The following is a 15361-nucleotide window of genomic DNA, read 5'->3' as shown; positions in this document are numbered from 1 at the left end:
CTTTTCAATTATCCGCACTGCTGGTCAACATGTGCACAATTTCCAGTACCAGGCCTGCCGTTTGTTCAATTTTGCGGGTATCCAGCAGGTCAATGGTATCATTTTCTGTGTGGGTAACCCTACCCAAGAGTTCCATACACATGGAGGTGAAAGCTAAGGTAGGAATCCTCAGCGGCCAGAAAAACCCGTGGTCACTTTCATAAAACGGTCCCTGAACAAAATCCCCATATGCTTTAGCGGTTTGGCTGATCCGGGCTGTCAGTTCATCGGAACATCCAAAAATAGCCATGGTAGTGCTGGCATTCACTGCACCGACGCCGTCAATATTAATGGCTGCGGCAAGGTCATCCGGAGGAAATTCTTGGATATATAAAGCATCTCCGGGAAACCAGCTGTCTTCACCCCCAAAGGCAACCAGCTCCACTGCCGCTTTGGTTTTCAACTTTCTCAGCTGCCATGCCAGCAGCAGTAAAGCCGCAACCCCTGACGCGTTATCCATTGCCCCCGGTGTCCCAGGTTTTGTATCATAATGAGCACATAACAGGATCTTTTTTCCCCCCTGCCCCCACCGGCCAATCACATTGGAACCGGTACCGGCTCTCCTCCGGGTAACAATTTTCAGTCTGGCCTTTTCCCCTGCACTTTCAACTACAAATTTCCCTTCATCCCTGTATACTGTCACCGAAGGAATATCCAATTCGCTGTCTTCAATTACCGGCAGCGGAATATCATAGTGGGATACGGTTATTACGGCAGCGGGCCTGCCTTTTTCCAAAAGCTCTATAAACCGATCCTTATTTTCATCCATGTATAAACGTCTATCGAAGTTTTTAGGCATAAAGCTGGTGGCCGTAATCTCTCCGTGAATCACAGCGATCCTGCCGGTTAAATCAAGGTTTTGAAGTTCCTCCACCGAAGTGACTGGAACCAGTTCTGCTTCCATATCACAGGAGGGAGAAAAGGTGTTTATAACTAACGGGACCTTTTTCCCCGCCACCGTCAGCTCTCCGGAAACAGCCTGCCAATCAGGGCAGGGGTACTTCTGCTCAACCACCTGGTATCCCGCCTGCTTCATTTCCCCGCCTATAAAGTCTGCCGCCCTCCTGTTGGCCTGTGACCCGGCCGGCCGGGCTCCAATTTCCACCGAAAGCCGATTTACACAGTACTCAACATACTTATCATGATTCATGTACATTTTTAATACCCTCCCTTTAGCTGATTTGCACTTTAATATTACATCAAATACAAACCCTGGTGCGCTAATGGAGGGTTTTTAACTCAAGGGGGAGGTCATCCTGTTGTGCCCAGGTTTATAATTAGTGATAATTAATGATTCGTTCCAGGCACTCAATCAATTCCCCGGCAGCCTGTTCTATTTTTTTAATTTTAGTAAGCCACCGGTTGGTATTATATACGATGTCCTCCTCCTCCGGAGGAAGCTGGTCCAAAATCCCGGTTAGCCCCTTTCTTACTCCCCGGTCATACTGCCTGAACATATGATGAATGGACATCAGGCTGAACCTTGCCTTGCGCAGCGCGCGAATTACATACAACCTGTGAAGCTCATCCCTACCATATATACGGTATCCGTTTTCAGGGTCCCGGGGAATATTTATCAACCCGTTGCGTTCCCAACTTCGAAGCGCATCTAATGTGATGTCCAGCAGTTCCGCTGCTTTATTGGTCTTCAAATACTGCCCTGGCAGCTCTATACGTTCATAATTATTTACAGCCCAGGCTTCTAAAATTTCAGCAGCAATTTCCGCCTTTTCTCTCTCCTTCTGCACCAGAGTCAGGTGTTCCAGTGCCCTCTCTACTGCCTGGTCAAAACTGCCGGCAGCAGATAGCTGCAGCACCGATAGTGCTTTTTTACGGATAGCACCCCCCAGCCAGGTACTGCAAAATGCTATTTTTACCATGCGAACATGCTCGAGATGAAGCCTGCTGAAAACCCGATAGCCGTTTTTTGCCCTGGGCACCGGCGGAATAAAACCCAGCTCCTCGTACTGCCTGACCGTATTGGGATGAATTTCACATTCAGCCGCAACCTGAGAGGTTGTAAAGGTATCTCCTTTTTCAAAACCTTGTTTCTTCTTATTTTTCATGATTTCCAGCATATCCTCTGCGCTGTTTTTAAACATTAGTCTATGGTTTTACACGATTGTAATTTTTGATAATCTTCTTCCGATAACATATCCCTTGCAGCCAGTAAATGCTTTAAATATTCTTTGCTGGGTTTCAGGCCAAAATATTTCAGCACTGCTTCTACTCCTCAGGCTAAGTAGCTACTGTTCCGATCTTTCATTCTTCTTGGGAGGAAGGTCCGTTTGAGTTATGCCCTTCAATCATTTTAGAATAAATGATCTATATGTTCCGGTGAACCTAAAATCACCAGGCGCGAACCCTTCTGCAATGAATAATTTAACGAAGGTTCCATAGCTTTATTGTTTTCCACAATGCATATTATCTTAAAATTCTCCGAATTTTTTATTGCCAGTTCCTGAATAGTTACCGGTTCACCTTTCCAGGTTACTTCCCGAACCACGTAGTTTGAAAGCTTTGGCAGTACACCCATCTTTACCATGGCAATCTGCAGAAGCTGAAAGCCAAGCATTGATTCCGAAAGGACATGATTGCTGCCTGCCTGGCGCTGGCGTTCGATGGCATCCACGTGGATAGCCCGGGCCATAATATTGATATGGGGGTTTATCTGCCTGGCGGCCAGAACGGAAAATATGTTGAGGCTGTCGTCATTAATGGTAACAATGAGAGTATTGGCTTTGTCTATGTTGACCTCCTGCAGGACATGAGGTTTTGTTGCGTCCCCCACTACCAGTTTACCCCGAAAATAAAGGGGGCGCCTCTTAATGTCTATTACATGGGGCTCAATGCCGGTATCATTTAATCTTTTTCCTGCTTCCTGCCCTACTTTTCCCCCACCAATTACAACAACATGCTCTCCGGGTCCGGGGCCGCCCATAAGGGAAGCCAGCCGGTCAACATTATCATGTGGCCCCAATACCAAAAGAGTAGATTCATTAAGCAGGCTTGATGGCGAAGGGGGGGATATAGTGCCGTCCTCCTCCCAGATTGCAGCTATGGTGGCCCCGGTTTCCGTGCGCAATTTAGCGTCACCTATTGTCTTTCCGCTGAATTCACTGTCGGCTCCCACATGGATGATACTTGGTTTTAACTGAGCCACAATCTCAGAGGGCACTTCCACATTTAGCAGTTCAAGGAAGCTTGTGGGGCTGGCATCGGCACAAATCCAATCCACCAGCTGCCTACCCAGCTCTTCTTCCAGGGGAACCACGTAATGAGCCCCTGCAGCATAAGCCAGCTCAGCCCTGTTTTCGTTTTCCATCACCGCCAGGATGAGAGTATCGCTTATGTTGGAAATACCTAAAGTGATATTGATATTTTCTGTATCTTCATTTACGGCCACAACGAGTCGGGCGTTTTCTATATTCAGTTTTTTCAAACCTTCATTATACCTGGGATCGGCACAGATACTTTGAATTCCCCTCCGCATCAGTTCCACAGCCTCAATTTGTTCCCTGGCAGCCACCACATAAGGGATATGGCAGCTCTCAAGCAGGGTAATAGTGCGGGCTACAGTTTCGTTATAAGAAGTGAACACCACGTGGCCCGCCTGATTCGTAAAAGTTGGAGCCCGGGGAGTGATGCGGCTTTCAATGAGGGAGGCCATCAAGGTTCCCGCAGTCATGAAAATTAGAAAGACCCCGGATATCATTAAGAGTATTGATATCATCACCATGGGAAATGAATGGAAGGGAAGCAGTTCCCCGTATCCGGTGGTGGTAATGGTTTGAAATATAAAAATCGCTGCCTGGCCGGCGGTTATTTCCCTACCTTCAAAAATGAGCATAAATTTTTTTACTACGGGAATAAGTATAAGAATCCACAGCACTGCCAGGAACAGGATTCGATACAGCAGACGCTTCGTATAGTCCGCTACTCGAAAATATTGGGCCTCTGTCCCGTCAAAGTGTTCCATCTGCTTCTGGGGAAAAAATAGATCTTTTAATGATTTCATAGTTTTGGCCTTTTCCGTAAGATATAATGATTGCAGGAAAATTCTGCTGTAAATATTATATCACAAGTGCATCATTACAAAAATTTTTCATTTACCGGATAAAGCTATATTTAGATAGATAATAAGCATTGACCTATACCCTACAAAGATGATCTTGACCGAATTTATATGCTGCACGTGCAGCACCAACCGCTTGCAATGAGCAGCTACAGCCAATTATTGTTGTTCAACGAAGAAAACCGCTGGAGGCTGCAGTATTGTATGAAAATTTTAGCGAGGACAGGTGGCTAGACTAAAAGGAAATAACCAGTAATTGCAGGCTGGTCCTCCCTTAACAAATTAGACGTTATTTTTTCCCTGGTATTCTAACAGCTCAGATACCGTTTTAAACGTATATCCCTCTGCCCTCAACGTATCAACAATTTCTTCAATGGCGTTCAACGATTCCATTCTACTTTCATACATGATATGTAAAAGAACTATTGATCCGGGCTTAACATTTTCAACAACATGATCAATAATTTTTTGTGAACTGGAGGCAATCTCTGGATATGAATCCGGCTCTATATCCCACATTATGGTTTTCATATCATTTTGTCTTAAAATATAGGGTAACAGAATTAGCTTTTTCCCATTAGGAGGCCTGAAGTGAATATCCCCTTGATACCCTGCTTCTCTAATCAACTGATTTGTTAATTCAATTTCTTTTCGTATAAATGAGGGCGATTTTAATACCATTCGTTTATGCGAATAAGAATGGTTTCCCAACTCATGACCGGCTAATACGATATTTTTCCCTTCCTCTTTATACTGCTCTAATTCCCTGCCGGTAACAAAAAATGTTGCTTCGACCTCCAAGCCCTCCAGGAGTTCTAAAATTTCACCGGTTTTCTCCGTAGGCCCATCATCAAACGTTAATGCCACTACTTTTTCCTGTGTATCAACCTGCTCTATTAAACCGCCAAAAAACTGAAAAGACCTGGAGCTGCTTATTTGTAATCCCGCAAAAGATATAACAAATACAATAGCAAACAGAGTTACTAATATTATTATATTTTTTTTCATGGCTTCCCCCTTTAATTTTTTGGCCTGCCACTAAAACAGGCCTGTCCTTTTCTTTCTGCTGCTTCGATAAAAACCCTTAGGGCTTTTGATACATGGATAACGCTGACTTAATAACCACCTGTTATTGAGGGAGCAGATTTAGCAAGTCGGAATCCAAGATCATCAATGCAAAATGATGGATGGCTGCGGCGTCGGCATGTTGCCCCACAACCTCTGGCCTTCTCTGCCCAGCCACCGCCACGAAAAATTCGATAGGAACCATACACTTCTTTATCATATATATCCCAACACCATTCCCAAACATTCCCTAACATATCATACAGGCCCCATGCATTTGGTTCCTTTCTGCCTACTTCTTGGAGTTTGCCTCCTGAATTATCTTTAAACCATGCAATCATATCCAGCTCTCCATATCTATACCCTGTTGTTCCTGCTTTACAAGCATACTGCCACTCTGCTTCTAAAGGAAGACGATAACCTTCTGCTTCCCAGTCACAGATAATATCTTTACCAGTATAATCTTTAGAATAACATTTTTTCAATCCTGCTTTCTGAGAAAGTAAATTACAAAAATTAATTACATCATTCCATGAAACATTTACCATTGGCTTCTGGTTTCCATCCAACGGAAGGGATGATTCTTTTGTAATAGCTAAAAATAATTCCTTAGTCACGGGATACTTTGAAAGAAAAAATGGTTTTATTTCAACTGTCCATTCTTTTTTTGTTCTATCATCTCTTAGTTGTATTTCTCCTCCATGAATTTTTATCATTCCATTATCAATATAATTCTTTATTTCATTGGACAACTCTACTGCCTCCTCAATTATTAATACATACTTTACTCTGAAAATTTTCAAGAGGGATTGGGCCTACCTACCTGCTGTCCCTGCTGGCATTCCTGTTATCCCCCATGACAAAAATATGGTTTTTAAGGAACTGCAATTACTTCGTCAATACAAATAATTTCTTCCTTAAATATAGTCCTCCACCAACAATAGACCATTTCGAAATACTCTGCCCTATCTAAATTCTAATATGTCACCTGACAGACCGACAACTGGTTTAATCCAAATATAATCGCGGTCAACGCCCGATATTTTGTTAATAATTGGGGCATTAACAATTTCGTCTTTAAAGATCCTTTCTCTTTCAACTCTACTGTCAATCATCACTATACCATCATAATCAGGTTCAAATTACCCGCCAAATTAAAAATTTATTTATTAAGGGAGAGCTGGAACAGATCCAGGCACTGCCTCCATTCGAAGCCTGGCTAAGATTTAACCTAAATTAGCAAGTCTTTTTAAATACCTGTTTTCCTATTTCCTCCCATATGGGCAAACATATAAACACATTCCACAAACTTCTATCTGGCTTTTTTCCTTCATTTTTTCAAAATATTTTTTACACTTTCTAGCGTCATATCTTTCTTCTCGAGGCTCTTCTTTGTGAAAAGGTTTACCAGTAAATGCTTTCATTGGACATACATCTACGCAAGCCGAACAATCGCCACATTGCTCTTCCATGAGTTGTCCAGTTGGTTCAATTGAAGCATCCGTCAAAATTGATACCCACCTTACTCGAGGTCCACTATCAGGCGTAATTAATAAGCAACTCTTACCTATCCACCCCAGTCCTGATAGACTTGCTCCCATCTTATGGGAAAAAGAGGCACAAATTCGTTCGTCATCAATTCGTTTTGATGCTGGAACAGGAAGTACAGTATACCCCTGTTGTTGTATGAAACTACTTACTATTGATGCAACCATATCTAACCGTTGATTAATAACATCAAAAGCATGGTGCCTATAGTTAAGTGCTGCAGATCGTTCAGATCTTCTTGGTAGTTGATCAACAATATGATTAATTAACGAAATACCTAAAGAAATAGAATAGGGAAAACTCGCAATCTCCGAACCACCTTGACTAAGAATGGCTTGTTTCGCTTTTGATAAATCCGCAACGCCAAAATAAGTAACACCGTTTTGAAGTGCCAATTCTTTTATTTGCTCGGTTAAATCCACTTTAATCATCCTTTCTACCCAAAAAAGCTTAAGAAATTAGAGTTTTGTCTTACTCGATTAAATTATTTAACCAGGAATTAGTATTTGATTTACCAAATATTTACTGCATGAAATAAAAAAAGGCAGACTAACTGCCCTTTTTTCTCCTCTGCTTTACACATTCGGTCAATAAATACTCAATCTGTCCATTGATAGAGCGGAAATCATCTTTCGCCCAGGCCGCCAGCTCCTGCCAAAGGGACGGTGATAACCGCAGTAACAGCTGTTTTTTGTTTTTTTCTTTATCCGCCATTCGGTTTACAATCCCTTTTAATTTAATTAATACAGTGAGCCGCTGTTAACAACCGGCTGGGCATCCCGGTTTCCGCACAGGACAACCAGCAGGTTACTGACCATTGCCGCTTTCCTCTCTTCATCCAACTGGACAACATCGTTTTGATTCAGCTTATCCAGCGCCATCTCTACCATCCCTACAGCGCCCTCCACAATCATCTGCCTGGCATCAATGATAGCTGAAGCCTGCTGCCTCTGCAGCATGGCGGCTGCAATTTCAGGAGCGTAGGCCAAATGGGTAATCCTTGCCTCTAATATTTCCAGGCCGGCAATCTCTACTTTATCCTGAAGTTCAACTTTTATCTTTTCTGCCACTTCCTGGCTGCTGCCCCGCAGGGACATTTCATTTTCCTCACCAGGTGTGTCATAAGGAAATTCTCTCACAATATTGCGGAGTGCGGAGTCACACTGAATAGATAAGAATTCCTTGTAGTTATCTACATTGAAAACAGCTTTTACCGTATTGACAACCCGCCAGATTACAACAATACCGATAATAATTGGATTACCCAGCTGATCGTTGATTTTTTGCTTTTCATTATTTAAGGTCATAGCTTTGAGCGAAATTTTCTTGTTTATTGAAACAATATTACTTGCCGCCTGCATTTCTTTTTCCCCGGATAATACGCCGGAGGAGGTAGTTGAAACAGCTGGACTGGCCGACATGACAAAGGGATTGACAAAGAAAAAACCCTCCCCTTTTAGAGTACCGAAATATTTACCAAATAGTGTTAATACCAGCGCTTCTTTTGGTTTAAGAACCTTCAGGCCAATAAAAATAATTGGTCCAACAATCGAAAAATAAATAGTTCCTGCAATAATTAATGCCACTCCCAAAACAGAGTCCCCTTCCCCCGTTAGCCTGATGCCCCAAATAAAAACAATCACTGCTAAAATCATCATAATTATGTTTCCCAGCAAAACCGGCATACCTTTTACTGCTCTTGGTTCAATTTCCTGGTCATGCGTTTGTTCCTGGATTATTTTTTCAGTTTCGGCCATTTTACCTCATCTCCTTTATGTAATTGTTATGATATTAATATAATATCATATTTATATAATATAGCAAATCCTTATAAATGTCAATAATATGTAAGCAGTTCTTGCCTGCTCACCCTGGATTCCAACCAGTGAACTGGTTTCAGCAAGCTTTAAAATCGGAGAATCAGGTGGAGACTCTACTTCACCTGATTAAAAGCCCCACCTACGCTAACGCTTAGAGGTGGGGGTCTTATACCCTAAAAAAAAGAGATAAAGAGCCTGGCTTTTTATTTTTAATAATCTAGCTGTCCGATGCCCATTATTACCTTTGATGTTTATTATAGAAAACGCGCTGCCGTCCCTCAAAAGACCCTCAGGCTTGACTGGTTAGTAACTTAAATTTAGAAAGTTCTCCCCCACAACCAGGACAGTAATTGCTTCCCCACTCTAATTGGAAACCACATGCTCCACAGAAACTTCTTTCTTCGAAAGCTAACCGAATACTAGCGGTTTTCTTTAAACTCAATATACCGCATGAACAGCAGTAAACATTTTCTACGGCATTGTCCTGACCACAATGATTACAGTACATCCTATAATTTCACCCCTTTTACTCTGACAGCAGCTGTCCACACGCAGTACAATATTTGTAACTCTCGTTTACCGGAGTACCACAGCAGCTGCAATTTCCCACAGTTACTTCCAGTTTAGGTTTTTCCACTGGGATGCCACAACCTGCACAAAACTTATCCTCCATGCTTACATTAGCTCCACAACTGGCACAGGCTAGAGAATCCACCTCTCTCTCAAACTCAGCAATTTGCTTATGTAAATTCCAAATTTTTTTATCTACTGCCTTCATATTTTCAGCAATTTCTTGCACTTCTTCATCCTTAAATTCTTTTCTGCGATACATATAATGGATCCGCTGACCAATCCGTGTAAGCTGGAGAGCCTTCTCTGCCTGCAGCTGCTGCAGGTCTTTCTTCATCTGGTTTATCTCTTTGGCTGTCTCTATTTTTTTCTTGCCGGTTTCCAGGCCCTCCTGAACCTTGTTTAATCCACTTCCTACCACACTCTGTAAATCAGCCATTTTAAAACCTCCCTATTTTTTTAACCTTACTGGTTAATAACTTACTTTGGGGCCTCCTGTGGGATCTGTTTGAAGAAGATTACCCCGGTTAAATTGCCTGATATTATTTATATCCCCAGCCTGGTCCAGCCAAAATATCTTGAACTCTTTACTCTCTTGAAAAATCTGCTTCCGGGCTGAACTTCCCTGAATCCCTGCTTTATAGGCAGTATAAATCCCATCCTTCTGCAGGACATAAAAAAAGTTTTCCCCTTCCCGGTCCCAGACCAGCTGCGTTATTTCTCCCCCTGTTTCATCAAAATCCCGTAGAAACATGTGTGACAAATCGTAAATCCATAGGGTCACCTGATTGTTTTCCCGGGCAGCCACCGCCATTGTCTGATTGTTTGGGGATACAGTTATCACGAGATTTTCTCCAGAAATTCCTGTCTCAAAAACAGCTTTTGTCTGCAAATCATAGATATACAGCTCCCCCTGCTGTTGATAAACCAGATAGGGGGAGGAAGGAATCATGGCCACCCCATCTATGTCTTTCATTTTTTCTATCCTTTCTGTTAAAGCATCCAGAACACTTACCTGCATATATCCCAGCCCGCTTTCTTCAAAAAAACCAATCACCAGCTGCGCTGTTTCCGGGTCATACATGGAACAAGAAAAATGTCCCTCCAGAAAAACATTGATTTCTTGTTTCTTCTGAATGTTAAAATCATAGATGATTACGGTTACGGCTGTAAAATTATCATGTAAAAAAACGGCTGTAATATGCTGCTTCTCTTCATCTAACCCCGCCTGAATCAACCGGTTTTCCTGGGGAGCTTCTCCCAATACCTGTCCGGTTTCTGCCTCAATTAGCTGCAGGATTTCACCGGCTTCCCCTCTTTTTTTACATACCAAAAAACTGCCGTTGGGAGAAATATCTACAACTTCCCCCGGGAGAGAAACCTGCCTGTAATCCATTTCGTCACTGTTCAGGTGATAAATTTCCCTTTGGCCTACGATAATCTTTTTGTTAAACCTGTTAAATAACGCTGTCCTGGGGTTGGCAGCCATGTAACGGCTTTCCCTTAAATCTCTCTTCAGTAAATCGTACTGCTTTACACCGTGCTTATTTCCCCGGGAAACCAATAAATTTATGCTCCGGTCCCCCGAATAATATAATGCTTCTACTTTTTCCTCACTGAAAAAGATGGGGTTTAATTTGTTCCTCCCAGGCTGAACGATACCCAGCAGAAAACCATCATTCTCTATCATCACCAGGTAATGGTCTCTGCAAATAATAGCTGTACCGTAGGCAATAGATATAAGAGAAAAAAAGCTAATGATGACCAGTAACAAAAGACAGCACTTCAACTTTCTGCTGATGTTCATATCTTTTTCTCCTGAAAAATTGATCGGAAAAAACGAAAATACTCCTTGCCACGGAAGAACTTATTTTTCCTCCACCGGATGGTCATTACCGTAATATTATCCCTGGCGCCAGCATTTACAGCTTCCTTCACCAGAAATTCGCTTATTTTTTGTAAGGAATAATTATTGACAGTCAATTGAGTTAAAAAAAACATAATATTATTATCTGAAAACATGGAAAAAAACCCATCGCTTGAGAGGAGAAACAGGTCTTCCTCACCAAAACGCCCCGTCTTATGAAAAATGTTTAATTCCGGAGTAATCCCCAGGCACTGCAGCAGTATATTCCTTTTGGGGTGTACCCGGGCCTCTTCCTTGGATAACAGCCCTTTTTTCATCTGGGAAGCCACCCAGGATTGGTCTTCTGTCAGCTGCTCAATACAGAAGTCAGTAATATCACCAGAAGCCGGGTAACCCCGGTATATCCTGCTGTCCCCCACATGAACCGCTAAGTATGAACTCCCATAAAGAAATAATACCGAAAGGGTCGTACCCGTATTTAACTGCTGTTTTTGTTTTAATTCCAGCAGCTTTTTGTTAACCTGACGAAATACCTCGGTCAGGCCTTTGTTTACTTCTTTTAAAAAATCTTCTGTTTTTATTAAAGCCGGAATCCGGTCATCCCACCATTTTTTTACATATTCTACCGCGATACTGCTGGCTGCTTCCCCGGAATTATATCCACCCATACCATCGGCAATCATGGCAATAACGAAACTCTTTTTTTCCGGCCCGGCAGCGATCCTAAGAAATGACCGGTCTTCATTTATTTTTTTTATATTTCCTACGTGAGTAGCCAAACCGTAATCCCAACCACTGTAATGTAAACGCACCTGTTACTTACCCCGTTTTAAAAGTATATTCTGTTTTTGCCAGCCTCAACACATCTTGATCCGTCAAAACATAAAGTTCGTTGGGCACCAGTTTTTGACCGTTTAAAAAGCTCCCATTCTTTGATCCCAGGTCTCTTGCCTGAAATCCTTCGGGGTTATAAATAATCTCCAGATGAATACGGGATATTCCTTTGGTCTCATCTAAATAATTGACCGCAGATAAATTTCGGCCGATCACAAAGCGGTCTCCGGTGATTTCAATCTTTTCAATTTCCTTGTTCCTGTTCACTTCCAGAAAAGCCCTTGCCTGAGAATGGATACTGTCTTCAAATAAAATTTCTGTATCCTCAGTATTAAAAAAAAGTTCTGTTTTATCCCCAGTAAAGTCATCCTCCCACTCTTCTTGATGTAGAACCGGCTGTTTTTCCGGAAGGATTTTTTCCAATACTTTAGGTTCCACATCTTTCTTCTGCACCGGCAGCTTATTTACTTCTTTTTCCTTTTCCCAATTTACCGCCATATACACTATACTGAGAACCAGAGTTACGGTTAAAGCCAAACCTAAAAATAGATTCTGTGTAGTCTGATTCCTGAGATAAAACACCCATGAAGCCACAAACAATACCAGAACAACGGAATATAACAGTAATTTATTTTTTTGAGAATTCATAATAGGCTTCGCTTTCACCCCCTGTCTAATTGATTGCTCCCCTCGCCTCGTCTTTTACCTCATAATACCGATTTAATATAACCATTTCAATATTTTTTGACAACCTGCATGTTTTTTGGAATGAACAGCAGTATTTGCCTCTGGTAATAAACGACCCTCTTTTTCTTCCTATTTTTTTATTCACTATCTTTCTTCTTTTTTTTCTATGCTCCCTAACATATCATGCCTGCTGAAGAACAGTATGGATGTTATCAATTCATTGATTAATAAATCCAACCCTTTGCTTTCAGTTCATTAATTTTATTTCTAGCAGTTTCTACTTCTCCCGGATTTTGATTTAGCTGTACCGTTTTGTTCAAGTACTTATAGGAGTTCTCATAGTTTCCGTTCTTTAATTCAAAAAGGCCGTAAACCAGGTTTGCTCTAGAACTGTTATCATCCAACTCCAGCGCCCGTACAAAAGCCTGGCGGGCATCCGGCAGCTGGCCTAACTTATCATATAAGATGCCAATGTTGACCAGAAGAGCCGAATCTTCAATACCCAAATTTTTTATTTTGTTAAAGGCCACCAGCGCGTCCCTGAACATCTGCTCACTTATGATGGGGTCCAGAGTCTCAAAAAACAGCCCCGCATCATAACAAATTCTCCCCAGGTCATTCAGGATGGTAATATTATTGGAATCTAACTGCTCCGCTTTCATTAAAAGTTCTATAGCATTTTTACAGTAATGCTGTTTTTCAGTGCTGCTGATACCCTGACTGCTCAAGAGATGATACAGCCTGGCTAAACTGAGAAGATACCTGGTATTAGAAGGATCCAGCTGTACTGATAATTTAAATTCATTTTGGGCTTTATCATAGTCCTGCTGAGCCAGGGCCAGCTCGCCCCTGACATAATGAATAATATGAACCTGTTCGTTTCTCCGGCTGAAAATTTCCTCCAGGACTTTCTCCGCATTTCCAAACTCACCCACTTTGCCATAGCTGACCGCCAGGTCCCGATAGGCATGGTCGCTCTCCGGCCCAGGATCATATTGGGTAACAGCCTGGTTAAAATACCAGATTGATTTTCGATAATCCGCAAGATTGAAGTAAGCAGTACCCAAAAGATATTTTACTTCGCCATTCTTCGTTAAAATTCCCTGGTTCATTATATCCAAGAGGTAGTCAACCATGTTTTCCTCACGATTTAACCGCAGCAGAACTCTGGCCAAATTTAAATGAGCCTCTTCCCCATCAAAATGTCCCAGGGCTTCTTCAAATTGCTCCAATGCCCGGGCATAATCCTCCCGGGCATAAAAAGTTTTCCCTTCCTCTATATAATAATTATACCGGGCAATACTCTCCTCAACCCTCTTTTCATACGCCAGGCCCACCAGGTAGTACCCCAAGGAAGCGGTTATTACTAAGAAAACCGCCGCAGCCAAAACTATTTTTTTAATTTTGGAAAATCTATATTCCTTGTTTAACGTGTGAATGTTATTTAAATTCTGCAGCAATTCCCCTGCGGAAGGGTAGCGGGCTGCCGGGTCCCTTTGAACGCATTTTTCTATGATGGTGGCAGCCCCTTCTGATAACCCTGGAAAGTTCCGCACAGAGGTCAGATCATCGAGAAATTCCCTGGGATTTATACCGGTGGCCGCGTGAAACAGGGTAGCCCCTAAACCATAGATATCCGCCCTTGCGTCTGTCCTGCCCGGCGTGTACTGTTCTGGTGCAGCATACCCCCTGGTCCCCACACCATATTCACTGCCCTGACCCTCAACATGTTCTTTCGCAATACCAAAATCAATTAGTTTTACATCTCCATTTTCATCAATAATAATATTGCCGGGTTTCATGTCCAGGTATATTATAGGAGGTTTTAAATTATGTAAGTATACCAATATTTCACAAAGCTGTTTCGCCCACTTTACTACCTCCTGTTCATGACACTTTCCCTGCCTCTCCAGGAGATCTTTCAAGGACTCCCCTTCAATGTAATCTTCTATGATATACAAAAATGAGTTGATCTTAATAATATCTACAATCCGAGGCAGGCAGCGATGATTTAGCTTTTTTAAAATTTCGGGCTCTGCCAACAGATTTAGTTTCGAAGCCCCTGCTGTATTGATCTCTTTGATGGCCCAGTAGTTCCCTAACTTAATGTTTTGTGCCAGGTACACACTGCTCATGCCCCCCTGGCCCAATGTCTTAATAATCCTATATTTTTCGTCTAATATCTCATTTGGCCGTACCATTAAGAATCCCTTCCCGGTCTCTTAATAAACACGATAAATCTTAACTCCTATCCAATACTTCTGTATTATCTGAAAAATATTCTGTTTCATCCTGATCATTCAATAATTCAGTCTCTTCCTCCAGAAATTCTGTTTTATCCTGATCAATTAACAATTCTGGCTCTTCACTGTCATTTAACAACTCGGTTTCTATATAATGTTCCTCGGCTTTTTCTATAATCAATAATTCCGTTTCTTCTTCCAAGGGTTCCTTTTTCCGATCTTGAATATTTTTGCTTTTTCCAGCACTAAGTTTCTGCATTTTTTCTACAAAATTCTGTTCTTCCACCTGCCGCCTTTTTGCGGCCATGATCAAGATACATGCGACAGCCAGACAGCTGGCTCCTAAAAACACCACACCCAGTAAGATATATCGTAAACCCCCGGAATAAAGCCATAGGTAACTCAATATAACTCCCCCATGAAAACCTTATTTCAATCTTTATAATCTGACAGATTAATTTTCTTTTTTCTTTGAAAGCCGCCTGCCTGGTATGCTCTAAAAAGGCTGCCCGATTAAATCCCTTACATTGTCCGAGGAAATGGCAAACACAGAACCACATCCACGGTTACATGAAGCTCATCCAAGCTATAATCACTATAGTAAAATATTGAC

Annotated in this window: 16 protein-coding genes; all 16 read right to left on the bottom strand. The window is 42.0% G+C overall.

The window, feature by feature from the left end:
- Positions 1 to 4: 4 nt before the first annotated feature.
- The 16 genes from HUE98_RS02990 to HUE98_RS02920 all read right to left on the bottom strand — a co-directional run bounded on the left by HUE98_RS02990 (position 5) and on the right by HUE98_RS02920 (position 15154).
- The gene (locus HUE98_RS02990) at positions 5 to 1195 is read right to left on the bottom strand and encodes a M28 family peptidase (protein ID WP_241422406.1); all 1191 of its coding nucleotides are present in this window, start codon (positions 1193 to 1195) and stop codon (positions 5 to 7) included.
- 121 nt (positions 1196 to 1316) lie between these two features.
- Entirely contained in the window at positions 1317 to 2105 is a 789-nt protein-coding gene (locus HUE98_RS02985; RefSeq protein ID WP_241422405.1) for a MerR family transcriptional regulator, read from the bottom strand.
- 245 nt (positions 2106 to 2350) lie between these two features.
- Entirely contained in the window at positions 2351 to 4057 is a 1707-nt protein-coding gene (locus tag HUE98_RS02980) for a potassium channel family protein (protein ID WP_241422404.1), read from the bottom strand.
- 339 nt (positions 4058 to 4396) lie between these two features.
- Positions 4397 to 5122, bottom strand: coding sequence for a polysaccharide deacetylase family protein (locus HUE98_RS02975; protein WP_241422403.1), 726 nt, complete (start codon positions 5120 to 5122; stop codon positions 4397 to 4399).
- Between the two features lie 107 nt (positions 5123 to 5229).
- Complete coding sequence (locus HUE98_RS02970) at positions 5230 to 5895, bottom strand: formylglycine-generating enzyme family protein (RefSeq protein WP_318036536.1); 666 nt, start codon at positions 5893 to 5895, stop codon at positions 5230 to 5232.
- 103 nt (positions 5896 to 5998) lie between these two features.
- On the bottom strand, positions 5999 to 6067 hold the full coding sequence (locus tag HUE98_RS17910) for a S26 family signal peptidase (protein ID WP_407080293.1): 69 nt from the start codon (positions 6065 to 6067) through the stop codon (positions 5999 to 6001).
- Between the two features lie 377 nt (positions 6068 to 6444).
- Entirely contained in the window at positions 6445 to 7158 is a 714-nt protein-coding gene (locus tag HUE98_RS02965; protein WP_241422401.1) for a 4Fe-4S double cluster binding domain-containing protein, read from the bottom strand.
- Positions 7159 to 7276: 118 nt separating this feature from the next.
- Positions 7277 to 7441 carry an Arc family DNA-binding protein gene (locus HUE98_RS02960; RefSeq protein ID WP_241422400.1) on the bottom strand — a complete coding sequence of 55 codons (165 nt, stop codon included), beginning with the start codon at positions 7439 to 7441 and terminating at the stop codon, positions 7277 to 7279.
- A 26-nt stretch (positions 7442 to 7467) separates the two neighbouring features.
- Positions 7468 to 8484, bottom strand: a complete 1017-nt coding sequence (locus HUE98_RS02955; RefSeq protein WP_241422399.1) for an SPFH domain-containing protein — start codon at positions 8482 to 8484, stop codon at positions 7468 to 7470.
- 352 nt (positions 8485 to 8836) lie between these two features.
- Positions 8837 to 9055, bottom strand: a complete 219-nt coding sequence (locus HUE98_RS02950) for a zinc ribbon domain-containing protein (RefSeq protein WP_241422398.1) — start codon at positions 9053 to 9055, stop codon at positions 8837 to 8839.
- A gap of 18 nt (positions 9056 to 9073) precedes the next feature.
- The gene (locus HUE98_RS02945; protein WP_241422397.1) at positions 9074 to 9556 is read right to left on the bottom strand and encodes a zinc ribbon domain-containing protein; all 483 of its coding nucleotides are present in this window, start codon (positions 9554 to 9556) and stop codon (positions 9074 to 9076) included.
- A gap of 33 nt (positions 9557 to 9589) precedes the next feature.
- Positions 9590 to 10924 (bottom strand): TolB-like translocation protein, encoded by a 1335-nt coding sequence (locus tag HUE98_RS02940; protein ID WP_241422396.1) that lies wholly within the window; start codon positions 10922 to 10924, stop codon positions 9590 to 9592.
- Positions 10921 to 11796, bottom strand: coding sequence for a PP2C family protein-serine/threonine phosphatase (locus HUE98_RS02935; protein ID WP_241422395.1), 876 nt, complete (start codon positions 11794 to 11796; stop codon positions 10921 to 10923). Before HUE98_RS02935 ends, HUE98_RS02940 begins: the two co-directional genes overlap by 4 nt.
- A gap of 7 nt (positions 11797 to 11803) precedes the next feature.
- Entirely contained in the window at positions 11804 to 12466 is a 663-nt protein-coding gene (locus HUE98_RS02930; protein ID WP_241422394.1) for an FHA domain-containing protein, read from the bottom strand.
- A gap of 263 nt (positions 12467 to 12729) precedes the next feature.
- Complete coding sequence (locus HUE98_RS02925) at positions 12730 to 14706, bottom strand: serine/threonine-protein kinase (RefSeq protein WP_241422393.1); 1977 nt, start codon at positions 14704 to 14706, stop codon at positions 12730 to 12732.
- A gap of 40 nt (positions 14707 to 14746) precedes the next feature.
- Complete coding sequence (locus HUE98_RS02920) at positions 14747 to 15154, bottom strand: hypothetical protein (RefSeq protein ID WP_241422392.1); 408 nt, start codon at positions 15152 to 15154, stop codon at positions 14747 to 14749.
- Positions 15155 to 15361: the final 207 nt, after the last annotated feature.

The organism is Candidatus Contubernalis alkalaceticus, from assembly GCF_022558445.1.
GTDB lineage: Bacteria > Bacillota > Dethiobacteria > SKNC01 > SKNC01 > Contubernalis > Contubernalis alkaliaceticus.
The sequence above is the reverse complement of the archived record's forward strand: the minus strand, read 5'-3'. Positions and strand labels throughout refer to the sequence as shown.